This is a genomic window from Micromonospora sp. NPDC004704 (genome assembly GCF_053601675.1).
Window position 1 is genome coordinate 242217 of record NZ_JBSGCD010000002.1, and the last position, 25609, is coordinate 267825.

A 25609-nucleotide genomic window follows, 5' to 3' on the forward strand; every position below is an offset into this window, starting at 1 on the left:
CCTCACCATAGGTCGCGGACGATCGAACATGCCCGGCGTACGGCTGGCCATGTCCGGTCGGTGGTCACGCCGGTTGACTGGTGAGCATGACAACAGGCGCGAACGACATCCTCGTCATCGGCGGCACCGGCAAGATCGGACGCCGGCTGGTGCGTACGCTCCGGAACGCGAACAGGCGGGTCCGGGCTGCCTCCCGTTCCGGTGAGGTCCGGTTCGACTGGACGGATCCGAACACCTGGCAACCGGCCGTGGAGGGCGTCTCGGCGGTCTATCTGATGGCCCCGGAGGAACCCGCCGACGCCGACACCTTCGTCACCCTGGCGGCAAAACTCGGCGTCAGCCGTTTCCTGGCACTGTCCGGACGCGGAATCGACCGGATCGAGGGCGACTTCTCCCCGGGCATGGTCGCCGGGGAGCAGGCCGTACGCGAATCCGGCGCCGAATGGACGATCATCCGGCCGAACAACTTCAACCAGAACTTCGACGAGGACCTGTTCCACCAACCGCTGCGCGACGGCCGGCTTGCCCTGCCGATCGGTGCCACCCCGGAACCGTTCGTCGACGCCCAGGACGTCGCCGACGTCGCCGCCCTGCTGCTGACGACGACCTCGGACGACCATCAGGGCCAGGTGTACGACCTCTCCGGCCCCCGCGCACTCACCTTCGGCGCGGCGGTGGCGACAATCGCCGAGGCGGCCGGGCGAACCATCCGGTACGACGAGTTGACCCCGGAGGAGTACCGGACCGAACTCCTGGCCGAAGGCTATTCCGAGGAGGCCGCCGCCGCCCTCGACGTCCTGTTCGCCGGAATGCGCGCCGGACACCTCGCCGAACCGACCGACACCGTACGGCGACTCCTCGGCCGCGACCCGATCGACTTCGACACGTACGCCGCTCGGGCCGCTGCGGCCGGCGCCTGGTCGTAACCGCCCCGGAAGCCGGTCAGGCGGCGATCACCCGCGCAGCATGGAACACGTCGGCCGGCAGCTCATGGTCGAGCCGCCAGAAGATCCTCATCGGCCGGTCACCGGTGTGCCGTTCGTAGACCATCGCTCCCGCGTACAGGTAGGCCGGCACCCCCAGGTCGCCGTCACGTTCCTTGGTCTCGCGGACGAACAGGTGCACGGTCGATCCGCGCTTGGCGTGGTTGATGTAGCGCTGCCCGGTCGGTGACAGTGCCGAGGTGGTGCTCTGCGACTCCCACTGGAACAGGTCCGGGGCGATGGCCCTGTCCGCGTACATGGTGGTGGGGGAGTAGTGCTGCTCCGACTTGACCAGCGTGACGAAGAAGATGTCGGCCTGCTCGGCCTCGACCCACTTCACCCCCTCCCGCATCGACCCCGGATCCGGTACGCCGAACGCCGCCAACACCTCGTTGCGGCTGTACCTCGCGTGCACCCGCAACGGAACGGCCGCCGAAGCGGGAGGGCCGACCACCCGGTGCATCCGTTCCCGCAGCACCTCGTAGAGCTGCCCCAACTCGGCCTGCCGGTCCGGGTGCTCCGACCAGAGCCGGATCAGCCGCTGTTCCCGTTCGCTCGCCGGCACCTTCGGCCCCCAGAGGTTGAGGTGCATCAGGTCGGCCAGCCGTCCCGGTGCCGGCGTTTCACCGGAGGCGAGCTGCCGGAGCAGACCGAGCCGGTCCTGGTCGTCCAGGTGAAGCATCCGACCGATCGCCGGTCCGAGGACCCTGTCTTCCGGGCCGGGCGGGCGAGTCTCCAACCCGGCGAGCCGACGCAGCCCCACCCAGCCACCCATGTTCTTACGCCGGTAGAGGTCTTCGACCTCCAACCCGGTCTCGTGCAGGTATTCGGCCAGGCTGACGTCCCCGAGCGCCCGCAGCTCCGAGGTCAGGTTTTTGGTCGAGCTGGGCAGCGCGTTGCGCAGGTTCGCCAGCACGATCTCCTTGGCGACCCGGTCAAGCTCCACGTGGCAGCCGCTGGGCAGGGTGGGGAAGTCTTCGCGTACGGCGACTTCGATCGCCCGCCGGCTGACCCCGGTCAACGCCCGCCAGCGGAGGTCGAAGCGGAAGTTGGCATGCTGCCCGCCGATGAAGTCGAGCACGGTCAGGCACGCTTTGTTGTCGTCCAGGCGCAGCCCACGGCCGAGCTGCTGAAGGAAAATGGTGGCGCTCTCGGTCGGGCGGAGCATCAGGATCGTGTCGACCATCGGCAGGTCGACGCCCTCGTTGAACAGGTCGACGGTGAAGAGGACCCGTACCTCCCGGCGTTTGAACGCGTCGATCAGCGCGCGGCGGCCCGCGGCATCGACCCGCGACGTCACCGCCCGAGCAGGCACACCGGCCCGGGTGAACCATTCGGCCATGAACTCGGCGTGCCCGATGCTGACGCAGAACCCGAGCGCCCGCATAGTGCTCACGTCGACCTTGTTGGCCACGGCTTGCAGGATGTAGCGGGCGCGGGCGTCGTTGCCGGTGTAGACCCGGTCCAGGTCGGCGGTCTCGTAACCCTGCCCGCGTTTCCACGTCAGCGTCGACAGGTCAACCTCGTCGTGCAGCCCGAAATACTGGAACGGCGCGAGCAGTTGCCGCTCCAGTGCCTCCCACAGGTGCAGCTCAACGGCCGTGCGTCCGTCGAACCACCGCCGCACGTCGCCGCCGTCGGCCCGGTCGGGCGTTGCCGTCAGCCCAAGGAGTACGCGAGGAGCCACGCGCTCCAACAACCGGGCGTACGTCGGCGCCTCGGCATGATGGAACTCGTCCACGATCACCATGTCGTACCTGGTCGGGTCGATGTCCCGCCGCTGTAGCGACTGGATCGAGGCGAAAACGTGCCGCCACTGCGTCGGTTGCTCGCCCCCGACCAGGACCTCACCGAAACTCCCGTCGCGGAGCACGTGCCGGAAGACCGATCGGCTCTGCCGCAGGATCTGCTCCTGGTGGGCGACGAACAGCAGCGACTCGACGGTCCCGCGTTGGCGCAGCTCCCGGTAGTCGAGGGCGGCGACAATGGTCTTGCCGGTGCCGGTCGCCATCACCACCAGGTTGCGGTGCCGCCCGTGGACCAGCCGCTCGGCGGCCAGGTCGGACAGGATCTCCCGCTGGTACCCGTACGGTCGGACGTCGATGTTGGTGATCTCGACGTCGGGTTCGCTGATCGTGCCGCTGCCGGTGTGCTCGTGCGACAACGCCCGACGCAGCCGCTCCCGGTCCTCGGCCGGGTGGTACGGCTCGAACGCCGGGTCGCTCCAATAATCGGTGAAGGTCGCCTCGAACGTGTCGATGACCGAGGGTTGTTCGAGGTTGGAGACCCGGATGTTCCACTCCAGGCCGTCGACCAGCGCCGCCTTCGAGAGATTCGAGGACCCGACGTACGCGGTGCTGGCCCCGTTGTGGCGGCGGAACAGCCACGCCTTGGCGTGGAGGCGGGTGGTCCGGGTCTCGTAGGAGACCTTGACCTCGGCGCCCAACTCGACCAGCCGGTCCAGGGCCCGCTGGTCCGTGGCGCCGAGGTAGGTGGTGGTGATGACCCTGACCCGGCCACCACGTTCGATCAGTTCCCGGATGGGGCGCTCGACCAGGCGCAGCCCGTACCACTTGATGAACGCGCAGAGCAGGTCGACCTCGTCGGCCGACGCCATCTCGGTCGCCACCTCGTGCCCGATGCGGGGCTGGTGCCGCCCGTTGACCAGCAGCGCCCCGGTGGACAGGGGAGTGCGCGGACGTACGGGAAAGGTCGGCTTCGCTGGTGGGGTGGGCGGGTCCGCGATGGCGGTGAGGAGCTTGTGGACGTCGGTGACCTGGTCGGCGGTGTCGACGGCCCGTGGCTCGATCGACGCGATCGTCTCGGCGATCTGGTTAGCGATCGCCACCTGCCGGGCGAGACTTTCCCTGTCGGAGCCGCTGACCGCACGCAGCGCCCGAGTGGTCAACGCGGCGATGTGCCGCCCCAACACCTCGTGCGCGTCCGCCGGATCCAGATCCGTACGTTCCACCAGCTCAGACCCGATCCCGTCGAGCTGACCAGCCAGCCCGTACGTGATCAGGTGCTCGTAAATCCCCCGCCCCAGCTCAGTCACCCCAGCAACCTAACCACCCGTACGCCCACCCGCTGTTCCTGCAATTAGAAGCCGAACGAATACTATAGGCACTATCGACCGCAGCAACCGCATGTCCTTGCGACGGGGCCAGTGTTGACCCTAATGATGTGTTCCGATTCTAATGTTGCTTTTCTTTCAGTGGTTCGGTTGTTGAGCACATCGTTGGCAACCCGAACAAATTCATTGCGCTGCGCTAGGCTGAGTGCGAGAAAGCCTCTGACGACCATCGCTGTTTCTGAATCCATTGCCCTCTTGCCTTTCGGTGCTAGATCTTGCGGATCTTAAAGTCTCCGCAAACGCCACACTTCGTGGAATTCATGTCTGTCGGGACGTGCTGGCAGCCTGCGCACTTGGCCTGTCGTTCGCGGAGCGCGGCTCGCATGCCTATCCGCTTTTCTTCGTTGCTTATGTCCTGTCCGTAGTCCTGTGCTTGGCGTGCGTCATCGATTGCCCTCAGGATGTCGGCACGGTGACGGATGCTTTCAGTGGCACTGGTTGTATCTTCGCCCAGTTGTTTGAAATCGCGTGCTAGGCGTTGGTTATCTACAAGCGAAGTGCTTGCATAGCCATAGGATTCAACCCAACCAGAGACGACTGACCACGTTGAGACAATTAACTGAAGAAGACCCACGGCGGCCCCTATCGCCACGGCGGCCCCGAGGAGAGGGAATCCCGCCCCATAGGCGAGCGCCAAGCCGCCCACGACCACGGGCACGATCTGTGCGACGAATGTAAGCCATCGTAGTCGTCGTTTGAGTCGGCGTGCCCGCTGCTCGAAGATGAATGCTGTGGCATGCGCGTGGAGAGCGCGGTCCCAAATCTCCTGCTTCAGGGAACCTAGCTCGATCTTCTGAATATCGTGGGTATGCGTGTCGGGCACGACGAGCAGTGTGTCAGGGATCGATGTCATGCACCATGGCTATCGGGCCATGTCGTCCGGCCGATGTGCTTAAGGTGTCCGCGAACTGGATGAGACAAAACATCGTCTTTTAGGCTAGTTCCACCACCGGCTTGCTGTTGCGTTGGTAGCCCAGAAGGTGCACAGTATTCATCCAGCAGGGGCCTTGGTTCGCTACTGATACCGAGGGTGACACCGAAGAAATCAGCCTTCGAGGCACTTAGACAAAGGAGTGTCCTTTCGTGGTGCTGGTGAAGGTGGACCACTGGCTGGGGGTGAAGGCAAGGCTCGGGCCGGTTGGATCTTTGCTGTCGCGTACGGCCACGACGCCGGGCAGGTTGGTGGCGACCTCTACGCAGGCGCCGCCGTTGTCGCCACTGCGGGTGCTCTTGCGCCAGATTGCGCTGCTCAGGTCAGTCATGGTGCCATCTCCCCAACGAGCCGGTTGATCATGCGCTTCGATTGTCCCTCATCAAGGGCCAACGTGGCTAAGCCGTTCCACACCCGCTCGTAGGCGGCGAGCTCATCGGGCTTGTCGAGGTAGAGCGCCCCGGTCAGGGACTCGCTGTAGACGATGGACGGTTCGGGAACAGCCCGTCCCTTCTCGGGCGGGAAGTCCAGGACCATGAAGGTCCCAGCGACCGCGCCAGGGTGCGGCCCGGCGGCCAGCGGCATGACCCGTAGCAGCACGTTCGGCAGCTCAGCCACGTGCAGCAGGTGACTGAGTTGGGCGGCCATCACCTCTGGTCCGCCGACGGCTCGACGCAACACCGCCTCGGAGAGAATCGCCTCCAATCGAGGTGGCTTCGGTAGCCGACGAGTCAACAGCGCCTGCCGCTGCAACCGAACCTCGATCATGCGTTCGCGTTCCTCGTCGCTGAGGGTCGTACGAGGTCGGAAGAGGGCTTGGGCGTACTCCTTGGTTTGGAGGATGCCGGTGATCAGGGACTCGTCGTAGCCGCGTAGGCGGGAGGCGGCCGACTCCAGGCCGACGTACAGCTCGAACCAGCTCGGGACGGCGTCGCCGTACGCGTGCCACCAGCCCTTCGACTTCGTCTCGGAGGCGAGTCCGCGCAGGGCGTCGGTCACCTCGGGGGAGACGCTGTACAGCTCGCACATCGCCTTGACGTCCAGGCCGCGTACGGCACCCATGCCGCTCTCGATGCGCCAGATCTTCTGGCGGCTGTATTCGAGCGCTTCGGCCGCCGCGTCGAGCGTCACGTGGGCCTCGGTGCGGTACTGGCGCAGCAGCCGGCCGAGCTGGCGGCGCGGGACGGTCGAACCGATCTCTTCGGGCATCTGATCGCTCCCCAGTTCCAAACTGAACATTCGTCGGGTGGCTCCTGCAACACCTATCGGTTGCAGTAAAAGAAGTCAATGTGCTGGCGCGGTTTCTTTTGCTGAAACGTTGCGCTCGTGAATCATCCTGCCACAGGATGGCTGCCAAGACGATGACCACTGTGGATTGTTGATCTTCATGCGGCATTGATCAATTCGACTCGCACAACCGATGAGCAGCCCTGCTGTCGTACTGCCGATCGAGGCTGCGGTGGTGGGGCGGGGTGGTCCGCCCGTTCGCGGCGGACGGGCGGGCCACCCCTTCCAGACCCAATCCGAACAGGAAGGCAGGCACAGGAATGCGCAACCTCTTGGCACGGTTTCGTGGGACCGATCAGGAGAGCAGGGGCGTCCACTACCGGTCCAGGGCGTACGCGCCGTTGCGGCCGTGGCAGGTGCGCGGGCGGCGGTTCCGTACGGTCGGTTTGTTCGGGCGGCGGCGCGGGCTCGACCCGGACGAGGTGGGGGAGTTCCTGGATCGGGTCGCCACCGACATGACCGGCCTCTACGACGAACTGGCCAAGAGCAGGGACGAGACGATCCGGGTCAAGGTTGCGCTGCGTCAGTGGCAGTCGCGCCAATCCCGTACGGCGAACGTCTCGGAGCGCTACTGATGGCCGACCGGGAGCGCTTTGTCGTACGTCTGCCGGTCCTTGCCCGTGACCTGGCCGGCGCCCAGCGTCTGGCCCGGGTGGTGGGTCGGTCCCTGCGGCTGCTGCCGCTGTTCGACCCAGGCGAGATCACCGTGTCGTACGAGGACGAGCAGCGCGTACATCATCGGGTTTTCTGTGACCGGTTGCTGGGTGCGGGCCGGCGCTGCCTGCTCCGCGCCGACCACGACGGACCCTGCGCCCGCCGCCTGACGCGCTGAACGGGCGTCCTACTCGTCCGGGTTCCAGTCGCGGAGCAGGTCGAAGACGCGTCCGTCGCCGCGCAGCTCCAGGGAGTCGAGCGGGATGCGGTTGTAGAGCCAGAGGACCACGTCACTGGCCGTGGCCCGAGCGGAGGCGGCGGGCGCGTCCGGGCCCTCGCCGGCGGCGGTGGCGCTGGGGAGGCGGCTGGTCCGTGCACCCTCGGCGTCGAGCGAGAGTCGCCAGGAGCGGCCCTCGATGGCGTGGAAGTCGAGGTCGGCGGGCTTGTGCGGCCAGGCGATCGTGGTCGCGCAGCAGGTGGTCAGGAACTCGTCCACACCGTCGAGCGCCACGTCTTCCGGTAGCGGGTGCGGGGCGCCCTGGGTGATCTGGGCGTCGTAGGTGTGGACCGCGACCTCCTGGACCCGGTGCCGGGCGACGGCACCGGCGGTCTGCGGCGACTCCGACCCACCCCACCACGTCCAGCAGCCGCGATCCGGACCGGCCTCGCGCAGCGCCTTCAGTAGCCGCGCGGTGGAGTCGTCCCACCAGGTCAGCAGGGCTTCGCGCTCCCGAGGTGCGGGATCGAGTCCGTCCGGCGCGAACTCCGCCGGGGGAGCGGCGGCCGGACCAGCGTTGACGGCGGCCTCCCATTTGCGCTGGCCCTTGCCCAGGTGTTCCACCAGGTCCAGCAGCGTCCAGCCGGGGCAGGTCGGCACCGGTAGATCGAGGCTGGGCGCGGACGAAACCGCGGCGCGGAAGGCGGTCGCGCGTTCGTCGATCAGCCGCAGCAGCGCGGGGAACCCCAGGGTCTTTGCCACGACGGCTGTCTACCACCTCCGCTCCGACAACCGGAACCCATTTTCAAGGGCCTGGGGCGGGGGTCCAGCTTGGTGGGTGGGTCGGGTTCGAGGATCGGTACGGTTCGGTCCGGGTGCCGGCGGGTACCGAACGGTGATGACGCGGTTCGTGAAGCCCGACCGGGCCGGTTGGTTGGCGTTGCTCGGCGGATCTGCGCTCGGGGCGCTGCTGGTTGTCGTGTACTTCCGTACCGTCGACTTCGACGACTCGTGGCTGGCGCTGGCGCCCGTGGGGATCGCCGTGACCTTCGCCGGAGTGCCCTATCGGAACCCTGACCGGAGTGTGGCCCTCGCCCGCTGGCGCTACTTCGTCATCGCCGCGGGGCTGATCATCTGCCTGGGTGTGCTCGTGCAGGCCGTGTGATCGCGGTCGGGGCAGGGCGTCCGGAACATGCCAGGCCCCTGTGCCCGCCGGATGCGGCGGTGAACCGCCGCGCAAACTGAAATCAGTGCTCGCCGGTCGCCGGGTCGTCGTGGGCCTGCATTTCGCGCAGTGCCTCGTCGGCGGCGATGACTTCCTGGTACCACTGCCGGTGCACCCTGTACGAGCGGTCGAGCTGGAACCGGTAGTAGAAACCGGTTGGCTTGCCGAACCAGGAGTTGCGCGGAAGACGATGTGTCCCGCCGGGGGCGATGACGAGGATCGCGCGGTCGGTGACCACGAACGTCTCCGCCGGCACCGTGAAGATTCCCCGGCCGGTCAGCGTCATGAATCCGGTCTGGATCTGCTCGCCGGGCTCCAGATGCGGCGCCGCCTTGGCGGCGATCATCTCGGCTCGTCGTTCCCTGTAGCCCACGGTTTTCCTCCGATACCAGGTGCGCGACCGGACGGCTGATCCCAGGACAGGGGCGCACGGGAAATCAGACTTTATCACTGTCATTCGCCCTGATTGTTCATCGAGCTTCGATACCGTAGCGGGCGACTCCGGATCATCCCTCCACACTGGTGAGGCAATCGATGAAGCCAGCCACCGCCCGACTCGCCGTTTCGATGCTGCTGCTCACCGCCCTCGCCGGCTGCACCGAAGCCCCTGGGGAATCCGGAACGCCGGGCGCCTCGGCATCCGCGACGGACGCCCCTCTGGAATCCCCCACCTCGGCACCCGCGACGGAGGTCCCCAGGGCGGCGCACACCCTGGTCCTCTCGATGACCGGGACGGCCAAGCTGGAGAACGTCAGCTACGAGGTCAACGGCGAGGCCGTGGAGGAGAAGGCGGCGACGCTGCCGTGGGAGAAGACCTTCCGGATCGAGTCGGGCTCGTGGAAGCTGGTGGTCCGGCACGGCTCCGGAGACGTCAGGGCGGTCGCCACGGTCGACGGGAAGCTGTTCACCCAGGGCGCCGGTGGCGGTGACGGCACCGGCCAGCTACAGCTCTCCGGATCGATCGACTGATGAGCCGGAAGTCGGGGACCTAGCGGGCGCTGGTGGTGTTGACCTCGTCCTGCACCAGCTCAATCAGGTCCACAATCTTGGCGGCGACGCGTTCGCCGAACGGGGTCAGGCTGTATTCGACGTGCGGGGGGATGGTGGCCTGTACGTCGCGCAGGACCAGGCCGTCGCGTTCCAGTCCCTGAAGGGTCTGGGAGAGCATCTTCTCGCTGACGCCGTCGACCCGGCGACGCAGGGCGTTGAAGCGGTACGACCCCTCGTGCAGCGCGGCCAGGGCGAGCATGCCCCACTTGCCGGCCATGTTCTCCACGATGCGCCGGGAGGAGCAGTCGCGGGCGAAGACGTCGGCGATCATCGCGTCGTCGCCGTCGTACCCGTCGTCGGCGGGGGTGGAGTCAACCATGGTGACTACGGTAGCCGCGACCAGGGCGCTGTCGTTAGTGAAGGTGCTCACTATTCCTCGGCACTTTCGAAAAGTTAGTACATTCTTCAGGGAGGCAACTCGTCAGTTGATCCTTCCAAGGAGTCACGCATGATCGTCGTCACCGGGGCCACCGGCCAGCTCGGTTCCATCGTCATCGAAGACCTGCTGGCGCGCGGTGTGCCCGCCGGGGAGATCGTCGCCGCCGTACGGACGCCGGAGAAGGCGGCCCGGTTCGCCGAGCGCGGGGTGCAGGTCCGGCACGCCGACTACAACGACCCCGCGAGCCTGGCCACCGCGTTCGAGGGCGCCGACAAAATCCTCTTCATCTCGGGCACCGATGTCGGGCAGCGCGAACCGCAGCACCGCAACGTGGTCGACGCCGCCCGCGCGGCCGGCGTCGGGCTGCTCGCGTACACCAGCATTTTGAACGCCGACACCGCCAAGCTCGTCCTCGCCAGCGAGCACCAGGCCACCGAGGCGTTCATCCGTGAGTCGGGCGTTCCCTTCGTGTTCCTGCGCAACGGCTTCTACCTCGACCTCTACACCGGCAGTTTCGCCCAGAACCTCGAGCACGGCGCGATCGTCGACGCCTCCGGAGACGCCCGCCTGTCGCTCGCTACCCGCGCCGACTTCGCCGGCGCGGCCGCCGCCGTGCTCACCGGCGAAGGACACGAGAACAAGGCGTACGAGCTGGGTGGCGACTCGGCCGTGACGATGACCGACCTGGCCGCCGAACTCAGCCGACAGAGCGGACGTACGGTCGAATACCGCGACCTCACCGCACCCGAGTACGCCGCCTTCCTGGTCAGCGTCGGCCTGCCCCAGGTCGTCGCCGACGTGTACGCGGACTCCCGCGTCGGCATGCTCCGGGGTGAGCTGTACACCGACAGCAAGGACCTGTCCCGCCTGCTCGGCCGTCCCACCACGTCGCTCGCCGACGCCGTTGCCGCCGGGCTGAAGCAGCTCGGCTGAACGGTCGAAACCGGTCGATGACGCCGGCCATCGGGCCGACGGGGACTGCGCCGGTCACCGCCCTCGGGTGACACCGACCGCATCCCCGTCGGCCCGGTTGGCGGGATTGCCACCCGGCTCCTACGGTGGGGGAGACACGGAGGGTGGGTGGTGGTGGTCGACGCGGGCAATGCTGTGCGCTGGCTCCAGTTGACCGCGCCGCGAGGCGGGCCGGACGACCTGTCCGACCTGATCAGCCGGGCCGCCCCGGCGATCGGTGCCACCGAGATCGTCGTCTACCTGGCCGACTACCAGCAGACCCAGCTCGTACCGATGCTCGGCAACGGGCTGCACCGGGACGTGCTGTCGATCGAGGCGACCCTCGCCGGCCGGGCGTTCAGCGGCGTCGACGTCCAGGTGACCGTCGACGGCGGGAACCGGATGTGGGTGCCGCTGCTGGTCGGGTGCGAGCGGATGGGCGTACTCGAGATCGTCTGTCCGGCCACCGAAGACCCGGGCATGGAGGACGCCGCCCGGGAACTCTCCGTCAGCGTCGCCCAGCTCCTGGTCAACCGCCGTCCGTACGGCGACGTGGTCGAACGGATGCGCCGACGCCTCCCGATGCAGGTCGCGGCCGAGATCGTGTGGGGGCTGCTGCCACCGCTGACGTTCGCGACCGACGACATGATGGTCACCGCCATCCTCGAACCCTGTTACGACGTCGGCGGCGACGTCTTCGACTACGCCCTCAACGGCAACGTGCTCAGCGTCGGACTCTTCGACACCTGCGGGCACGGCATCAAGGCGAGCACCCTCGCCTCGCTCGTGGTCAACGTCTACCGCAACGCCCGTCGGTGCGGCCTGGACCTGGTCGACACCGCGCTCAGCATCGACAAGTGGATCCGCTCCGAGCACCCGAACCTCTTCTCCACGGCACTGCTCGCCGAGCTGGACCGGGACACCGGTCGGCTACGGATGATCAATGCTGGTCATCCGGGTGCCCTGCTGCTGCGCGACGGTCACGCGATCCGGGAACTGCCCGGCCCGACCGCGCTACCGCTGGGCCTCGGCCACATGTCGCCGCGCCGGCCGGAGGTGCACGAGGAGGACCTGCATCCCGGTGACCGGGTCCTCGCGTACACCGACGGGGTGACCGATGCGGTCAGCGCCGAGGGGGAACGGTTCGGGGTGGACCGGCTCGTCGACTTCGTCAACCGGGCCCTCAACGACGAGCTGCCGACACCGGAGACGATGCGCCGGCTCGTACGCGCGGTTGTCACGCACCAGAAGGACGAACTCCAGGACGACGCCACGGCGGTGTTCCTCGAATGGCGACCGCCCCGGAGCCCGCTCGCCCACCTTCCGTACTCCGACGAGCGCCGGCAGACCTAGCCGTACGTCGGGTGCTGGGGCCAGCCGGCCGGCGAGTCCTCCCAGTCCTCCTGCCGCCCGTACGGGGTCAGGTCGAGCATGCTGTTCACGAAAACGAGCCGGTCCACGCCCCGCGACGTGGTGTTGTACGTCCGGTAGACGTCCTCGCCGTCGCGGAGGAACACACTGAGCATGAACCCGCGGCCGGCGCCACAGTCGTCCGAAAACGACGTGCCCCGCGACGACACGAACGGCACCGTCCACCCCATCTTCGCCTTGTACGCCTCGATCTGGGCGAGCGGCATGTTCGACACCGTCACCCACGAGACGCCCCGGTCGGCCAGCCCGGCGAGCCCGGTCACCGGGACGCTGTTGGTGAACCAGGTGCAGCCAGGACAGAAGTGCTTCGGCCCGTTGTCCATGAACTGGTAGACGATCAACTGTCCCCGGTCCTCGAACAGGTCGAGCAGCGTCCTGGTGCCGGTCGGGGTGTCGAAGGCGTACCCGTTGTCGAACTTGACCATCGGCAGTCGGCGGCGCCGGGCGGCGAGGGCGTCCAGCGCGCGGGTGGCTTCCTTTTCCGCCTTGAGCAGTTCGTCGCGGGCCTGCTGCCACTGCTCGGGCGCAACGATGCTGGGTTTCTCCATCCGCCGATTGTGGCGCCCGGGTCCGACAAGTCACCGTCTCTGAGCAGCGTGTCCGCGAAAAGTCACCGGCCCTGGTCAGTGCGTTACGGTGGTGGCAATGGTGCAAACCCCGATGGCGGCGGTAACGTCGCAGTCAAGACCGCTTCTCGATGTGCCGAACTGTTCCGGACCCGTCCACATCACATCCCGACCCCCGTCAGGCGAAGGAGTGGCAAGCCGTGAAGATATACATCGCATCGCCCCTGTTCAGCGAGGCCGAGAGGCATTTCAATCTTGTCGTGGACGAAGCCTTGCGGGAATCGGGGCTCGATACCCATCTGCCACAACGCGACGGTGTGAACGTGGCGGAGCTTGCCGAACAGGGCGTGCCTGAGCAGGTGATACGGAATCGGATCTTCGTCGCCGACGTCGCCGCGCTGGGCGGATGTGACCTGCTGGTCCTTGTCCTTGACGGCCGTGTGCCCGACGAAGGGGCGTGCGTCGAACTCGGGATCGCCTATGCGCGGGGGATGCCCTGTGTTGGACTCCAGACCGATTCCCGCAGGTTCGATGGTACGGATTCGAACAACCTGATGATCGACCAAGCACTGACCGGTGGCATCACGCACAGCATCGGCGAACTTGTCGAACACCTGCGAACGTACCCGGCCGTTCGTCCGACCGCAGTGGCCGCCGATGCCCCGACGCGGGCGGGGTAGGGCAGCTAAATTCCGCCTTTGCCTCATGCCACCAAAAATCCTCACTTACCGACCGAGATGGCGCCTCGACCCGTTGATCCTTTTGGCTGGTCCATTGACAGTCGTTGTCCGATCGATTTCAGTTGGGTGATGATGGTCAATGAGGAGGATGGCTCGCGGGACGACTCGGTCGAAGACTTGTCGCCCGGCTCATTGTCCTGGTGATGTCGGTCTGCGGAATCGGCCAGAATCTCAAACCGGACGTACCGCTCGGCGCGGTGGTCATGACGACAGGCCATCTCCCCAGAAAGGATGTGTCCGTGGTTCCTGGGACGATCATGAGGGTCCGGGACACGGTGCCCGACGGTTCGAGCGATCCACTGTTCCGCCATCTTCCCACCACGTACGCGTTCGGGACACGACGGTTCCCGAGCCCGGCGGACTACCTGGCCGTGGTCGCTGAACATGCCGCCCCGCAGTCAGATGCGTTGACGCGCCTGCAGTGCCGGGCGCAGCGGGACTGGCATGTCAGGGGGCAGACGGGCTGCATGTTCGCCCGCCTTGCCGCACTTCAGGCGAACACACTGCGCTGGGACTACCTTGTGCTGCGTCCACCGCCGGACCGGTTGGTGCCGGAAGACATCATCGCGCTCGGAAGACTTGTCGACGAGGCGGTAGCCGACGCTCGAACCGAACTGTTGAGCATTCTCGTTCCGGAGGTCGGTGCATCGGATCCGGTTGGCTTTATACACGCACTTACCCGGCACTCGAAGTTCTGGCTCGAGGCTGATGAGATCCACGGTGGTAACCACCGGCTGCATCTGCGTTACCCTGTGGGACGAGGCGTCCAGGCATGGGTCATGGCGTTTGGTCCTTTCGAATATCTCCCGTCAACGCGCCGGGGTCCCTATTTCGAACTCGTGATCAGGGCCAAGGGCAAGCCGGATGTGATTTTCCACCGACTGAACCCGGAACGTTCGGTAGCTCATCTGGCCGACACGCCTCTGGTCATGACCGAACGTAACTGGGAACATCGGTGGGTGACGACCATGCGTCGAACCCGGATGATTCTGGGCGGTGAACCCGATAGCGTCTCCGCCGCGAAGGCCACCCTCGTGGCCCCGATTCGAAATGCATGAAACCGGCACCGTTCCCGTAATTTCCTGTCGGCCGTTGGGTGCGCTTGAGTCGTCACTTCCTCCTCGGGAGTGTCCACCGCGCGGAAGCGTTGGGTCCGATACGCTGTGGCGCATGTCAAACGCCGCCGCAGACAGTGTTGCAAGGGTCAAACACCTGTTCATCAAGCGTGAACGGGGTAAGCCGATGGTCGAGGTGCCCTCGCTCGATGTCGAACGGGCAGACGTGGGTGACGGCGAGACCGCGTTCGGCTTCTCGCCGCGCCAGCTCTGCATCGCGGAGAGTGAAAGCCTGGACCGAAATGGCGTCAAGGCGTCGGGGGCACGGGCGGACATAGTGATTGAGGGAGCTGACCTGTCCCTGGCATCCGGTTCCTTGCTTGCCATCGGGCAAGTGAACCTGCGGCTCACCCTGGCATGCGAGCCGTGTGCCCATGGAGCGCAGCTGGCGCAGGCGCCGATGCCGATGTTTCGCCAGATCCGTCGATTTCTCGGTCTGGTCACGGCACCGGGAGTAGTCGCTGTGGGAGCTGGGGCGCGGGTTCATCCCGAGGTCTGGGAGGAGTGCCCGGACAACTTTCGTGACCGATGCGCCTGGGCTGTCGAGCGGATACCTGCGGGACGGGTCACGACATCGGTCGAGCTGTTGTCCGCCATTGGCGCAGGCAGGAGTTATTCACGGGTGCTGCCCCGATGGATGCAACTGGCGCGGGATCAGGGAGCAGCCGTCCACCGCGTACTCGCCGCAAACCTCGGAGCGCCTTCGTGGGCTCCGGATGCTGCCGATCGCCTCCTCGGCGAAGGGGTCCGCCAGGAGGACTATGCGAGGGTGAACTATCCCCTGTCCCGTGCGATATGGAGGGACGGACAGGGCGGCCGGGTGGATGCCTAGGACGAGATTCTCTCGGGTGGCAGGGCAACAGGGCGTCCTTCGTGGCGGCGGTAGGGCCGGGCAGCGGCCAGCCCGGCCAGCAACTCCAGCCCCATGACCCCGAGCAGGACCGCTACCGGGATCGACCACCGACCGCTCACCGAATGAAGGAGACCAACCAGGAGCGGGCCGACAAGAGCCAGAACATAGCCGAGCGTCTGTGATACCGAGGTCAGGACGGCGGTAGCTTCTGGACTCTCCGAGCGAGTGACGGAGAAGTATGTCGCCAGGCCGAGCGCGCCGCCCAGGGCAAGCCCCATCAGAAGACACCAGTACGCCGCGGTCGCGAGAGGGGCGAAGGTGACGCCCGCGATGGCGGTCGCACCCAGAACCACCGCTACTGCTACCAGGCTCCGTTGACTCTTCAGTCGGTCTGCGACAACCGGAAATGCCCACGCCGTGGCGAGCCCTGCCAGGTTGAGCAATGACGTGAGATAGCCGGCCTCCTGCGGTCCCAGGCCGCGGTCCTGGAGGATCGTGGGGAGCCAGGACAACATGGCGTAATAGATAGCGCTCTGTAAGCCCATGAACAGCGTTACCTGCCACGCGAATCGTTGACGTAGGATTTGCCAGTCGATTTTTGGTGCCCGCGCGATCTCGGTGTGTCTTCTGGTGCGCAGTTGGGGAAGCCAGACGAACATCGTCAACAGAGCGGGTAGGCTCCATATTCCGAGCGTCACGAGAAGCGAACCGTTCGACCACTCGTATACCGGTATGCTGGCCCCGCTGCCGGCGGCGGCACCCAGGTAGAGCGTCGACAGGTAGATGCCGATCAACGTACCGGTCCGGGCCGGGTCCCGGCGTCGTATCGTGGTTAGGACGAGGACGTTCAGTATCGCTATCCCCGCCGCTGACGCGATGGTCGCGGGGTACACGAGCACGCCGTCGTAGGCACCACGGAACAGGACACCGGTTGCCAATACCGCGAGCGCCAACGTAATGGCGCCCCCTTCTCCGAGTCGTCTGGCCAGTGGTACGGCGGCGACCGCGAACAGGCCGAAGCAGGCAACCGGAGCTGCTGCAAGAAAGGACAGGCCCACCGCTGAGAGCCCGAATTGCTGTTGCAACTCGTTGAACACCGGCGGAGCGCTTGTGACCAGAGGGCGCAGGTTGAACGCGAGGAGGCCAATGCTCAGGGCCAGGATGAGGAATGCCGTACGCCCACGATTCTGTCGACCAGCGGAAGTAAATTTCACCTTACTCCCGCCTTCCGGTCTGGGTACGAATTCCCTCGCGCGGTTGAGGCTGAGTCATGAGCGCAGAACTCCTCAGGCGGTCACTGTGCTGGCTGGCGCCGAAATGGCTTTCATTTCTTGATGATCAATCTCCGTAGCCCCAGGGCGAAGTTCCCTATCTCGATCACCGCTGCCACCGCACCGAGTATCGCGAGTGTAAGGCCCCAGTAACCTGGGATGACAAAAGCCCCCAGCAGTGCCAGCGACAGTCCAAGGGTAATGCCGACGAACCATCGCAGCGCAACCCCCAATATTCGACGCAGCCGCCAGTCGGGCACGAACACCTCGCCCTGGCGCTGAGGCGCGTAGCGTCGGAGATACTCGAGCAGGGCTCTCGTTGCTATGCCGGTGAAGTAGGCGTCGCACTGGGGGTCAGCGTTGTACAGCGGGGGCTCGATGGGCCATGCCCCTTCCCGCTTCAGTTGCCGGGAGATGATCCACCTGACCGCACCGGACACGGCGGATCTCATTTTTGGGTCGTTGCTCAACAGCGTTGACCGGCAGACATTGAAGACGAAGAAGCTGGTTTCGGCGACGAGGCCGTTCATGTGGTTGTAGCCGTTCTGGTCGTTCAAGGCGGACAGGACGAGCTCGCTTATCCTTCCTTCGAGCCCGTCGGTCGGAAGTCCTGAGCGTTCCAGTGCCACAAAACCCCAAAGGGCCGGGGTCGCGTGCAGCCGGGGGTCGCGGAGCATGGCCAGGAGTTCGACCGCCTGGTCGGGAAAACGACCGCCCATCCCGCAGTTGGCCGCGCAGTCGAAGAGGAATGCGTGGTAGTTGAGCTTCTCGTCCAGCCTGATGCGGTTGCCGATTGTCTGACACACGACGTCGAGGTCGTGCTCGATGACCTCTCTGGGTGTGCCGGCCAGCTCGGTCAGGGCGCCGAGCCGCCAGAAGTAGTGGTAGACGGACCCTTCGGCTTCCGGTCGAACCAGCCATCTTGCCGCGCGGGCCACGGCCGGGTAGTTCTCGGGGAAGCCGGCACCGATGAAGGCGCGTAGGGATCGGGTGGTGGCGTGCACCTCTGACAGTGGGCTCTCGCCGGCCCAGTGTCCATCGTTTCGCTGGTGGCGCTCCAGCCACTGGAGGCCGTGTCGGACTGCCGCTGCAACATCGTCCACTGAGTCATCCCTGAATCATCGCGGGCCGGGTACGCTGGCGGAACTGAGAGGTAACCCGCTGAGGTAAATTCGGGCAAGGTTGCTGATGCGTTTGTAATTGTCGACTTGCCGTGCCGCTACGGCTTCCCGTCCAACGGTGCGGAAATGGGGCGGCGTCCGGCCGGTGATCGCGTTTCCGGGAGTAGTCCCAGTGTCGTCGCGAGGTCTTTCACGATCTCCTCGATATTCTGGTGCTCGGGATACACACGTACCAGTTTCTCGGCGATGGCGGGAGAACCCAGCAGGCTGGCGATATGGGCTTGTTCCGCCTTGATCCGCTCCGCCAGCAGTTCCGCAGTCTCCTGCCGTACGCGCCCGGAATCCGTACGGGCAGTTGCGCGTTGCAGGGCGATGTGGGTTGGGATTTGCAGTAGGACGGACAGTCCGACCTCCCCGCCCCGTTCGAGAAAGTCATTCAACTGGGCGGTTGTCCGGGGATAACCGTCAAGGACGGCCAGGCTGGATTCGCAGCTTTCGAAGGCATGCCAGAGGACGGGCAGTACCTCGGGATCCGGAGCGTTGAGCCCGCGTTTCCAGTAGTCACCCCATCGGTCGGCGACCTGGGTATTGCGATCGAGATGATTTCGTAGGATGCGACTGGCCGTCAGGTGTGCGGCGCCGAAATCCTTCCACAGCGCGGCTGCGAGCGATGTTTTTCCGGAGCCAGGTATGCCGAGAAGGACTATAGCCAGTGGTGTCAACCTGTCCTCCAGGGATGTCTGGGTAGGCGCTATTGATCTTCGACCGCTGCTTCTGAGCTGTTCGGAGAGGGTCCGGAGGTGCACCGTAGGTCTGAGGGCTGACGCCAATGAGGATCCGCGCCCCCAAGGCATACCATCGTCCCTGGCGATTCACAATCACCGAGACGACGGCGCGGGCTGGCTCAGCGCCGGTCACAGTCTCGTGATCCGGGCGGCCGTTGTCCAGATAGTCGTTGCTCGGCCTTTTCTGCTCGCTCGGCATTCTGGTGCGCACCAGACCAAATCTGGCAAGGAGATCGGAACGGCGCGAGCCCGCACTCCGGTGTGGAGTACGGGCTCGCTGTCCTGTCCGGTGGCCACCGGACTGGCGGTACGGTCAGTGCGTCGCCGGGAGGGTGACGGCTGCCTCCTGCCCTTCCTGTTCGAGTCGTTCGGTGCCGCTCAGGGTGCTCAGCGGCTTCTCCTTGATGAACAGGACCGCGACGAACGCCAGCAGGGCGATCGGCGCACCGATCAGGAACAGGTCGGCGGTGGCGGTGCCGTACGCGTCCTGCACGATCCGCAGCACCGGTTCGGGCAGGGTGGCGAGGTCGGGGACCGCCGCGGTGCCGGTGCCGCCACCGGCCGCCGGTCCCAGGTTCTCGCTCAGCAGCGAGGTGACCCGGTTGGCGAGTACCGCACCGAGGGCGCTGACCCCGATGGCGCCGCCCATGCTGCGGAAGAAGGTCAGCACCGAGGTCGTCGCGCCGAGCTCGTGCGCGGGTACGTCGTTCTGCGCGGCGAGCACCAGGTTCTGCATCAGCATGCCGACGCCGATGCCGAGGACCGCCATGTAGATCGACAGGATCAGGACGCTGGTCCCGGCGTCGATGGTGCCGAGCAGGACCATGCCGGCGGTCATGATCGCACCACCGGCGACCAGGTACATCTTCCACCGGCCGTACTTGGTGATGAGCTGGCCGGCGACGGTGGACGACACCAGGAGGCCGAAGATCATCGGCAGGCTCATCAGCCCGGCGACGGTCGGCGACTTGCCCAGCGAGATCTGGAAGTACTGGGACAGGAACACGGTGCCGCCGAACATGGCCACACCGACCAGGACGCTCGCCACGGTGGCCAGCGAAACCGTCCGGTTGCGGAAGATGCTCAGCGGGATGATCGGCTCCGCCACCCGCGACTCGACCCAGATCGCCAGTGCCAGCAGCACCAGGCCGCCACCGACCATCAGCGCGGTCCACCCCGAACCCCAGGCGAACTTGTGCCCGGCGAGGGAGGACCAGACCAGGAGGGTGGAGACGCCCGCGGTGATGAGGGCGGCACCGGCCCAGTCGATGTTCACCTTCCGGCGTACGACCGGCAGGTGCAGGGTGCGCTGGAGCAGGAAGATCGACAGGAGGGTGAACGGCACCCCGATCAGGAAGCACCAGCGCCAGCCCAGCCACGAGGTGTCGACCAGGACACCGCCGATCAGCGGGCCGGCGATGGTGCCGACACCGAAGACCGCGCCGAAGATGCCGGCGTACCGGCCCAGTTCACGCGGCGGGATCATCGCCGCCATGACGATCAGGGCGAGCGCGCTCATGCCGCCCGCGCCGATGCCCTGCACGATCCGGCTGATCAGCAGCACCTCGACGTTCGGGGTGAAGCCGGCGATCAGCGAACCGACCACGAACAGGCCGAGCGAGAGCTGGATCAGCAGTTTCTTGCTGTAGAGGTCGGCCATCTTGCCCCAGAGCGGGACGGTCGCGGTCATCGCCAGCAGTTCGCTGGTGACGATCCAGGTGTAGACGGTCTGGCTGCCGTGCAGGTCGGCGATGATGCGCGGTAGCGCGTTCGCCACCACCGTGGAGGCGAGGATCGACACGAACATGCCGACCATGAGGCCGGAGAGGGCCTGGAGGACTTCCCGGCGGGACATGCGCCCCGAGCCGGCATCCGCGGTCTCGGCTGGCGCGGCGGTTGTGGTCATCAACGCATCCTTCGTCACGAGCAGGTGTGGTGGCCCCGGCACTGGCAAGGCCGGGGCGGAAAAGTCGTCGGGTCAGGCGGCGGATCGGGGATCTGGCAGGCCGGCGGCGACCCCGGCGAACGCCTCGTCGACCAGGTCGGTCAGCGGCAGGCTGCCGCCACTGGCCGACCAGCGGATGATGGCGATCCGGAAGGCCGCCCCGGTGACGGCCGTGACCAGGGCCGGATAGACGTGGTCCGGCCCCACCCCGGTACGGGCGGCGAGCGCCTCGGTGGTCAACCGTTCGGTTTCGACGCTGCCCGCGACCAGCCGGGGCAGCAGCGACGGGTTCTGCGCCACGACCTTCAGTCGCAGCAGCCAGAGCGCCGAGTCGGCCTGCATCTCCTCCAGCATCGGGGTCAGCGCCAGCCGTACGGCCTCCAGCGCGGGCACCTCCGGCGGCACGGTCGCCAGCACCGCCAGCACCCGTTCGCTGTCGCCCGCCTGGTCGCCGACGAGGGCCTCGTCCTTGGACGAGAAGTAGTTGAAGAACGTACGCGCGGAGACGTCCGCGGCCTCGCTGATCTCCTCGACGGTGACCTGGTCGAGCCCGCGCTCGGCCACCAGGCGCAGCGCGGCGGACACCAGGGCGTCCCGGGTCTGCCGCTTCTTGCGGTCCCGGCGCCCGGCGGTGGCGTCCTCGACGATGGTCACCCGGCTACCGTACGAACAAACTTGCAGGTCGTGCAAACTTTTAGCGTGCGCAACGAGGTGATGTAGAACACCGCCCAGGTCAGCCGGCATACACCGCCATCGCCCGCTGAAGTCGATCATGCTCTTCCGGGGTGCCGATAGCGGCCCGGTGCTCCGGGTGCAGCAGGTAATGGTTGATCGCGTTGGTGAGAAAGGCGGGCTGTACGCCGAGCCGGTCCAGCGGCGGCAACACCTGCGGAAAGACCTTGATCAACCCGGTGGTACGGACCAGATCCTGCCGGCCGATACCGATCGGGCTGGCGTCCCAGGTGCTCGGGCGAGGTGGCGGGCCAACCGCTATCGCCTCCCACGGCACCTCCTGGCGACCCAGCAGGGTGACCACCACCAGGCTCTCCGGGCGCAGCTCCAGCCGGATCCCGTCGCGGAAAATCGCCACGACCCACAGCAGCGACAGCCCGAACACCCCGACCGCCACCAGCAGGCCGACCATGATGAGCGCGAGCAGTGCGGATCCCTCGTCCGGGTCCAGCATCCGCAGTTCCAGGTTGGTGACGAACGCGGTGAGGGTCAGTTGTTGCGCTGCCGTTCCCCCCAGCAGCGGATACTCGGGCGGCGCCACGAAGGCCGGTCCGGTGCCCAGCCGCAGCGCGGTCGGCTTCGGCCTGCGCGCGAGCCACGGGCCCAGCGCGATCAGGCCGAAGATGATCGGCCCTGGCAGGAGCAGGCTCAGGGCGAGGCCGGGCAGGGTGGTCGCGCCGATGAACTCAGCCACCACGATCCCGGCCACCGCCAGCCCGACCGCCACCACGATGAGCAGGACGGCACCGGGCCGACCCCGGATCCACGTACGGGCGCTGCCAGGATCGGGGGGAGTGGTGGCCATCATGCGGTGCAGTGTGGACCACGCCGTCCACGGTCACCCATCCAACAAAACCCGGCTGTTGACTTCGACCGCGCTCGAAGTCCTAACGTCGGCTCATGAACACACCCCAGCGTTCGATCGGATCGGGATTCGGCGCCCGGAGCAGCGCGGACGACGTGCTGTCGGGAATCGACCTGTCCGGAAGGCTCGCGATCGTCACCGGCGGACATTCGGGCCTCGGCCTCGCGACGACCCGCGCGCTCGCCCGCGCCGGTGCCCGGGTCCTGGTCGCCGCCCGGCGCCCGGCGCCCGCCGGGGAGGCCGTCGAGGGGATCGACGGCGTCGAGGTGGACGAGCTGGACCTGACCGACCTGGAGAGCGTTCGTGACTTCGCCGACCGGTTCCTGGCGTCGGGTCGGGACATCGACATCCTGGTCAACAACGCCGGGCTGATGGCCTGCCCGGAGACCCGGGTGGGTCCCGGCTGGGAGGCGCAGTTCGCCACCAACCACCTCGGGCACTACGCCCTGGTCAACCGCCTGTGGCCGGCGCTCGTACGCGGCGGAGGTGCCCGGGTGGTGGCCGTCGCCTCCGGTTACGCGGACTCGGCGATCCGGTGGCACGACCTCCAGTTCGAGCAGGGGTACGACAAGTGGCAGGCGTACGCGCAGTCGAAGATGGCCAACGTACGGTTCGCCGAGCACCTCGACTCCATCGGCCGGGCGTACGGGGTGCGGGCGTTCTCCGTACATCCGGGTTACATCCTCACCCCGTTGCAACGTCACCTCTCCCGGTCGGAGATGGTCGCCGCCGGTTGGGTCGACGAGGACGGCAACCAGATCGGGGCGGATTTCAAGACCCCCGAACAGGGGGCGGCGACCCAGGTGTGGGCGGCCACCTCGCCCCGGCTCGCGGGTCTGGGCGGGGTCTACTGCCTCGACTGCGACATCGCCGATCTTCCCGACCGGGCCGTCGCCGATGACGGGACACAGGGCGAGGCCGCACGGCTCTGGGCGGTGTCGGCCGCGCTCACCGGAGTCGACGCCGTCAGCTCGAACATCGACGCGGTCAGCTCGAACATCGACGCGGTCAGCCGTTACACAGGGCCGTCCTGAGCAGGTCGCCGAGTTCCGCCGCCCGGTCGTCCGACCACTCGATGACGCCGTTCTCCGCCAGGAGGGCCTGGAACTGCTGCTCGGCGTACGGAGTGCCCGGGGGAAGCGGGGCGATGTGCCAGTGCAGGTGGGAGTTGCCCTGCTGGCTGCCGAGCGACAGCAGGTACGTCCGCTCGCTGGGCACCACCGCCTCGACCGCCCGCGCGACCCGGTAGACCACCTCCTGCAACCGCAGGTACGCCTCGACGTTCAGGTCCCGCACCGCGTGCTCGACATGCTGCCTCGGCACGACCAGCACGTGCCCGTACAGGGTCGGGTACCTGCTGACGAACGCGACGTGTTCGCCGTCGTCGTACACCAGCTCGTGCCGGTACTCCGGGTCACCGGAGAGGTAGGCGCAGACGAAGCACGGGCCGGTACGCACCCGCGTCTCGTACGCGGCCAGATCCATCGGTTGCCGTAGCCGTTCCACCATGCGTGGCCCCCCGCCGAGATCCCGGTGTCCGGACCCTAACCCCAAAGCCCTCCTGACCGCTGCCGGATCATGCTCGGGTTGTCGGTGCCGCAGCTCAGAGCTATCGTCCTGGACATGTCTGGACAGGTTTTCCGGCTCAAGCACCAGCGGATCGCCGACGAGTTGGCCCGGGACATCCGGGGCGGGCGGCTGGCCAACGGCGCCCAACTGCCGGGGGAGCACGCCCTCGCGTCACGGTTCGACGTGAGCCGCAACACGGTCCGCCAGGCGCTCACCGAACTGGGCCGGCGGGGATTGATCTCCACCCATTCCGGTAAGGGATCGTTCGTCACCTTCGACGGGCGGGCGCTGGACGACCGGCTCGGCTGGGCCCGCGCCCTGGCCGAACAGGGCGTGCCGACGACCGTACGCGTGCTCCGCCTGGCGCTGGTCCACGAACCCGAGCTGGCGGCCCGGTTCGACCTGCCCACCACCGAGTACGTCGCCGTCGACCGGCTCCGCTCCCTCGCCGACGGGCCCGCGATCTCGATCGAACGAAGCCGGATCCCGGCGGTCGGCGCCCTGCGCGACCTGCCCGAGCGGGGCCTCACCGGGTCCCTCTACGCGGCCCTGCGCGACGCCGGCCTGGTGCCCGACCGGGGCGAGGAATGGGTCGAGCTGATCCGTGCCACCACCGCCGACGCCGAACTGCTCGGCTGCGACGCAGGCAAGCTCTACCTGCACACCCGCCGGCTCAGCCGCGACCGCGCCGGTGACCTGGTCGAACACGTCGAGAGCCTGCTCGACCCCGACCGGTTCCGGCTGCACCTGCGCTTCGGCGGGGAGTCGTCATGACCGACGCCGGCTACGCCACCACCGCCTCGACCATCCGGGCGCGGGCCGTCGCCGCGCTCACCGGACTCGCCATCGGCGACGCGCTCGGGATGCCGACCCAGTCCCTGCCCCGCGAGCGGATCAAGGACCGGTACGGCCGGCTGACCGGTTTCGAACCGGGGCCGGCGGACCAGCCGATCGCCCCGGGGATGCCGGCCGGTTCGGTCACCGACGACACCGAGCAGGCCATGCTGGTCGGCCGGCTGCTGCTCGACGGCGACGGCCGGATCGACGGCCACCGGCTCGCCCGCGAACTGCTCGCCTGGGAGGACGACATGCGCCGCCGGGGGTCCCTCGACCTGCTCGGCCCGTCCACCCGGTCCGCCGTCGCCGCCGTCGCCGCCGGCCGCCCGATCGAGGAAGCCGGCCGGTACGGCACCACCAACGGCGCGGCGATGCGGATCACCCCGGTCGGGATCGCCGTGGGAGTGGACGACCTGGACCTGCTCGTGAAGCGGGTGGTCGAGGCGAGCTGGGTCACCCACAACACCGGGGTCGCCCTCGCCGGGGCCGCCGCCGTCGCCGCCGCGGTCAGCGCCGGCCTGGACGGCGCCGACCAGGCGACGGTGACCACCACCGCCGTACGCGCGGCGCGCCTCGCCGGCACCCGTGGGCACTGGATCGCCGCCGCCGACATCGGCGCCCGGATCGACTGGGCCACCCGCCTCGTCGCCGGGCAACCGCCCGAGGTGGCCGCCGAAACGATCTACCGCCTGGTCGGGACGAGCGTGGCCACCCAGGAGTCGGTTCCGGCTGCCTTCGCGGTTCTCGCCGTCCACCCCGACGACCCGTGGCAGGCGTGCCTGCTCGCCGCGTCCCTCGGCGGCGACTGCGACACCATCGCCGCCATCGTCGGAGCCGTCGCCGGTGCCCGGCACGGCGCCGACAGCTTCCCGTCCGCCGCGATCGAGACGATCGAGACGGTGAACCACCTTCCGTTGACCGACATGGCGATCAACCTGCTCGCCCTCCGTCAGCCCCGCTGACGCCGGA

Annotated in this window: 28 protein-coding genes; 13 read left to right on the top strand and 15 right to left on the bottom strand. The window is 67.2% G+C overall.

Annotation, left to right across the window (positions count from 1 at the left end):
• Positions 1-86 precede the first annotated feature (86 nt).
• A complete protein-coding gene (locus ACWEFB_RS03340) occupies positions 87-926 on the top strand; it encodes an NmrA family NAD(P)-binding protein (protein WP_452281768.1) in 840 nt (279 codons plus the stop codon).
• Between the two features lie 16 nt (positions 927-942).
• Here the strand turns inward: ACWEFB_RS03340 and ACWEFB_RS03345 are convergent, their stop codons facing one another.
• From ACWEFB_RS03345 to ACWEFB_RS03360, 4 genes are all read right to left on the bottom strand, one after another.
• A complete protein-coding gene (locus ACWEFB_RS03345) occupies positions 943-4038 on the bottom strand; it encodes a DUF3427 domain-containing protein (protein WP_452281770.1) in 3096 nt (1031 codons plus the stop codon).
• 286 nt (positions 4039-4324) lie between these two features.
• A complete protein-coding gene (locus tag ACWEFB_RS03350; RefSeq protein WP_452281772.1) occupies positions 4325-4939 on the bottom strand; it encodes a mobilome CxxCx(11)CxxC protein in 615 nt (204 codons plus the stop codon).
• A 238-nt stretch (positions 4940-5177) separates the two neighbouring features.
• A complete protein-coding gene (locus tag ACWEFB_RS03355; protein ID WP_452281774.1) occupies positions 5178-5378 on the bottom strand; it encodes a DUF397 domain-containing protein in 201 nt (66 codons plus the stop codon).
• Positions 5375-6256 carry a helix-turn-helix domain-containing protein gene (locus ACWEFB_RS03360; protein WP_452281776.1) on the bottom strand — a complete coding sequence of 294 codons (882 nt, stop codon included), beginning with the start codon at positions 6254-6256 and terminating at the stop codon, positions 5375-5377. The genes ACWEFB_RS03355 and ACWEFB_RS03360 overlap by 4 nt, the downstream gene beginning before the upstream one ends.
• Before the next feature lie 338 nt (positions 6257-6594).
• On the opposite strand from ACWEFB_RS03360, the gene ACWEFB_RS03365 reads away from it, so the two are divergent.
• Complete coding sequence (locus tag ACWEFB_RS03365) at positions 6595-6909, top strand: DivIVA domain-containing protein (RefSeq protein WP_452281778.1); 315 nt, start codon at positions 6595-6597, stop codon at positions 6907-6909.
• Positions 6909-7166 (top strand): hypothetical protein, encoded by a 258-nt coding sequence (locus tag ACWEFB_RS03370; RefSeq protein WP_452281780.1) that lies wholly within the window; start codon positions 6909-6911, stop codon positions 7164-7166. Before ACWEFB_RS03365 ends, ACWEFB_RS03370 begins: the two co-directional genes overlap by 1 nt.
• Positions 7167-7175: 9 nt before the next feature.
• On the opposite strand, the gene ACWEFB_RS03375 is transcribed toward ACWEFB_RS03370, so the two are convergent.
• Positions 7176-7967, bottom strand: a complete 792-nt coding sequence (locus ACWEFB_RS03375; protein ID WP_452281782.1) for a maleylpyruvate isomerase family mycothiol-dependent enzyme — start codon at positions 7965-7967, stop codon at positions 7176-7178.
• A 136-nt stretch (positions 7968-8103) separates the two neighbouring features.
• Here ACWEFB_RS03375 and ACWEFB_RS03380 point away from each other — a divergent pair, with 136 nt between their 5' ends.
• Complete coding sequence (locus tag ACWEFB_RS03380) at positions 8104-8370, top strand: hypothetical protein (protein WP_452281784.1); 267 nt, start codon at positions 8104-8106, stop codon at positions 8368-8370.
• A gap of 82 nt (positions 8371-8452) precedes the next feature.
• Here the strand turns inward: ACWEFB_RS03380 and ACWEFB_RS03385 are convergent, their stop codons facing one another.
• Complete coding sequence (locus tag ACWEFB_RS03385; RefSeq protein WP_452281786.1) at positions 8453-8776, bottom strand: hypothetical protein; 324 nt, start codon at positions 8774-8776, stop codon at positions 8453-8455.
• 188 nt (positions 8777-8964) lie between these two features.
• Here ACWEFB_RS03385 and ACWEFB_RS03390 point away from each other — a divergent pair, with 188 nt between their 5' ends.
• Positions 8965-9399 (top strand): hypothetical protein, encoded by a 435-nt coding sequence (locus ACWEFB_RS03390; protein ID WP_452281788.1) that lies wholly within the window; start codon positions 8965-8967, stop codon positions 9397-9399.
• A 19-nt stretch (positions 9400-9418) separates the two neighbouring features.
• On the opposite strand, the gene ACWEFB_RS03395 is transcribed toward ACWEFB_RS03390, so the two are convergent.
• Positions 9419-9799 (bottom strand): winged helix-turn-helix transcriptional regulator, encoded by a 381-nt coding sequence (locus ACWEFB_RS03395; RefSeq protein ID WP_452281790.1) that lies wholly within the window; start codon positions 9797-9799, stop codon positions 9419-9421.
• Between the two features lie 129 nt (positions 9800-9928).
• Between ACWEFB_RS03395 and ACWEFB_RS03400 the strand changes: the two genes are divergently transcribed.
• Positions 9929-10792, top strand: a complete 864-nt coding sequence (locus ACWEFB_RS03400) for an SDR family oxidoreductase (protein ID WP_452281792.1) — start codon at positions 9929-9931, stop codon at positions 10790-10792.
• A gap of 147 nt (positions 10793-10939) precedes the next feature.
• Positions 10940-12163 (top strand): PP2C family protein-serine/threonine phosphatase, encoded by a 1224-nt coding sequence (locus ACWEFB_RS03405; protein WP_452281795.1) that lies wholly within the window; start codon positions 10940-10942, stop codon positions 12161-12163.
• Here the strand turns inward: ACWEFB_RS03405 and ACWEFB_RS03410 are convergent.
• Complete coding sequence (locus tag ACWEFB_RS03410) at positions 12160-12789, bottom strand: DUF899 domain-containing protein (RefSeq protein ID WP_452281797.1); 630 nt, start codon at positions 12787-12789, stop codon at positions 12160-12162. The two genes, ACWEFB_RS03405 and ACWEFB_RS03410, sit on opposite strands and share 4 nt — an antisense overlap.
• 218 nt (positions 12790-13007) lie before the next feature.
• Here ACWEFB_RS03410 and ACWEFB_RS03415 point away from each other — a divergent pair, with 218 nt between their 5' ends.
• The 3 genes from ACWEFB_RS03415 to ACWEFB_RS03425 all read left to right on the top strand — a co-directional run bounded on the left by ACWEFB_RS03415 (position 13008) and on the right by ACWEFB_RS03425 (position 15494).
• Positions 13008-13487 carry a nucleoside 2-deoxyribosyltransferase gene (locus tag ACWEFB_RS03415; protein WP_452281799.1) on the top strand — a complete coding sequence of 160 codons (480 nt, stop codon included), beginning with the start codon at positions 13008-13010 and terminating at the stop codon, positions 13485-13487.
• Between the two features lie 203 nt (positions 13488-13690).
• Positions 13691-14605, top strand: coding sequence for a hypothetical protein (locus ACWEFB_RS03420; protein WP_452281801.1), 915 nt, complete (start codon positions 13691-13693; stop codon positions 14603-14605).
• A 112-nt stretch (positions 14606-14717) separates the two neighbouring features.
• On the top strand, positions 14718-15494 hold the full coding sequence (locus ACWEFB_RS03425; protein WP_452281803.1) for a hypothetical protein: 777 nt from the start codon (positions 14718-14720) through the stop codon (positions 15492-15494).
• Here ACWEFB_RS03425 and ACWEFB_RS03430 read toward each other — a convergent pair.
• From ACWEFB_RS03430 to ACWEFB_RS03455, 6 genes are all read right to left on the bottom strand, one after another.
• Positions 15491-16729, bottom strand: a complete 1239-nt coding sequence (locus ACWEFB_RS03430; RefSeq protein WP_452281805.1) for an MFS transporter — start codon at positions 16727-16729, stop codon at positions 15491-15493. The two genes, ACWEFB_RS03425 and ACWEFB_RS03430, sit on opposite strands and share 4 nt — an antisense overlap.
• A 110-nt stretch (positions 16730-16839) precedes the next feature.
• Entirely contained in the window at positions 16840-17889 is a 1050-nt protein-coding gene (locus ACWEFB_RS03435; RefSeq protein ID WP_452281807.1) for a hypothetical protein, read from the bottom strand.
• 116 nt (positions 17890-18005) lie between these two features.
• Positions 18006-18629: a nucleoside monophosphate kinase gene (locus tag ACWEFB_RS03440; RefSeq protein ID WP_452281809.1), complete on the bottom strand. Its 624-nt coding sequence runs from the start codon at positions 18627-18629 to the stop codon at positions 18006-18008.
• Positions 18630-19005: 376 nt separating this feature from the next.
• Complete coding sequence (locus ACWEFB_RS03445; RefSeq protein ID WP_452281811.1) at positions 19006-20598, bottom strand: MDR family MFS transporter; 1593 nt, start codon at positions 20596-20598, stop codon at positions 19006-19008.
• A gap of 72 nt (positions 20599-20670) precedes the next feature.
• Positions 20671-21291, bottom strand: coding sequence for a TetR/AcrR family transcriptional regulator (locus tag ACWEFB_RS03450; protein WP_326560736.1), 621 nt, complete (start codon positions 21289-21291; stop codon positions 20671-20673).
• 79 nt (positions 21292-21370) lie between these two features.
• Positions 21371-22177, bottom strand: coding sequence for a hypothetical protein (locus tag ACWEFB_RS03455; RefSeq protein WP_452281814.1), 807 nt, complete (start codon positions 22175-22177; stop codon positions 21371-21373).
• A 92-nt stretch (positions 22178-22269) separates the two neighbouring features.
• On the opposite strand from ACWEFB_RS03455, the gene ACWEFB_RS03460 reads away from it, so the two are divergent.
• Positions 22270-23268: an SDR family NAD(P)-dependent oxidoreductase gene (locus tag ACWEFB_RS03460; RefSeq protein WP_452281816.1), complete on the top strand. Its 999-nt coding sequence runs from the start codon at positions 22270-22272 to the stop codon at positions 23266-23268.
• Here the strand turns inward: ACWEFB_RS03460 and ACWEFB_RS03465 are convergent.
• The gene (locus tag ACWEFB_RS03465) at positions 23243-23743 is read right to left on the bottom strand and encodes an HIT family protein (RefSeq protein WP_452281818.1); all 501 of its coding nucleotides are present in this window, start codon (positions 23741-23743) and stop codon (positions 23243-23245) included. The two genes, ACWEFB_RS03460 and ACWEFB_RS03465, sit on opposite strands and share 26 nt — an antisense overlap.
• A gap of 114 nt (positions 23744-23857) precedes the next feature.
• On the opposite strand from ACWEFB_RS03465, the gene ACWEFB_RS03470 reads away from it, so the two are divergent.
• Positions 23858-24577, top strand: coding sequence for a GntR family transcriptional regulator (locus ACWEFB_RS03470; protein ID WP_452281820.1), 720 nt, complete (start codon positions 23858-23860; stop codon positions 24575-24577).
• Complete coding sequence (locus tag ACWEFB_RS03475) at positions 24574-25602, top strand: ADP-ribosylglycohydrolase family protein (RefSeq protein WP_452281822.1); 1029 nt, start codon at positions 24574-24576, stop codon at positions 25600-25602. Before ACWEFB_RS03470 ends, ACWEFB_RS03475 begins: the two co-directional genes overlap by 4 nt.
• Positions 25603-25609 lie beyond the last annotated feature (7 nt).

Coding starts and splice junctions, on each gene's coding strand:
- ACWEFB_RS03340 (WP_452281768.1), top strand. CDS start 87: ATGACAACAGGCGCGAACGACATCCTCGTCATCGGCGGCACCGGCAAG.
- ACWEFB_RS03355 (WP_452281774.1), bottom strand. CDS start 5,378: ATGACTGACCTGAGCAGCGCAATCTGGCGCAAGAGCACCCGCAGTGGC.
- ACWEFB_RS03360 (WP_452281776.1), bottom strand. CDS start 6,256: ATGCCCGAAGAGATCGGTTCGACCGTCCCGCGCCGCCAGCTCGGCCGG.
- ACWEFB_RS03365 (WP_452281778.1), top strand. CDS start 6,595: ATGCGCAACCTCTTGGCACGGTTTCGTGGGACCGATCAGGAGAGCAGG.
- ACWEFB_RS03370 (WP_452281780.1), top strand. CDS start 6,909: ATGGCCGACCGGGAGCGCTTTGTCGTACGTCTGCCGGTCCTTGCCCGT.
- ACWEFB_RS03380 (WP_452281784.1), top strand. CDS start 8,104: ATGACGCGGTTCGTGAAGCCCGACCGGGCCGGTTGGTTGGCGTTGCTC.
- ACWEFB_RS03385 (WP_452281786.1), bottom strand. CDS start 8,776: ATGATCGCCGCCAAGGCGGCGCCGCATCTGGAGCCCGGCGAGCAGATC.
- ACWEFB_RS03390 (WP_452281788.1), top strand. CDS start 8,965: ATGAAGCCAGCCACCGCCCGACTCGCCGTTTCGATGCTGCTGCTCACC.
- ACWEFB_RS03395 (WP_452281790.1), bottom strand. CDS start 9,799: ATGGTTGACTCCACCCCCGCCGACGACGGGTACGACGGCGACGACGCG.
- ACWEFB_RS03400 (WP_452281792.1), top strand. CDS start 9,929: ATGATCGTCGTCACCGGGGCCACCGGCCAGCTCGGTTCCATCGTCATC.
- ACWEFB_RS03410 (WP_452281797.1), bottom strand. CDS start 12,789: ATGGAGAAACCCAGCATCGTTGCGCCCGAGCAGTGGCAGCAGGCCCGC.
- ACWEFB_RS03420 (WP_452281801.1), top strand. CDS start 13,691: ATGTCGGTCTGCGGAATCGGCCAGAATCTCAAACCGGACGTACCGCTC.
- ACWEFB_RS03425 (WP_452281803.1), top strand. CDS start 14,718: ATGTCAAACGCCGCCGCAGACAGTGTTGCAAGGGTCAAACACCTGTTC.
- ACWEFB_RS03445 (WP_452281811.1), bottom strand. CDS start 20,598: ATGACCACAACCGCCGCGCCAGCCGAGACCGCGGATGCCGGCTCGGGG.
- ACWEFB_RS03455 (WP_452281814.1), bottom strand. CDS start 22,177: ATGATGGCCACCACTCCCCCCGATCCTGGCAGCGCCCGTACGTGGATC.
- ACWEFB_RS03460 (WP_452281816.1), top strand. CDS start 22,270: ATGAACACACCCCAGCGTTCGATCGGATCGGGATTCGGCGCCCGGAGC.
- ACWEFB_RS03465 (WP_452281818.1), bottom strand. CDS start 23,743: ATGGTGGAACGGCTACGGCAACCGATGGATCTGGCCGCGTACGAGACG.
- ACWEFB_RS03470 (WP_452281820.1), top strand. CDS start 23,858: ATGTCTGGACAGGTTTTCCGGCTCAAGCACCAGCGGATCGCCGACGAG.
- ACWEFB_RS03475 (WP_452281822.1), top strand. CDS start 24,574: ATGACCGACGCCGGCTACGCCACCACCGCCTCGACCATCCGGGCGCGG.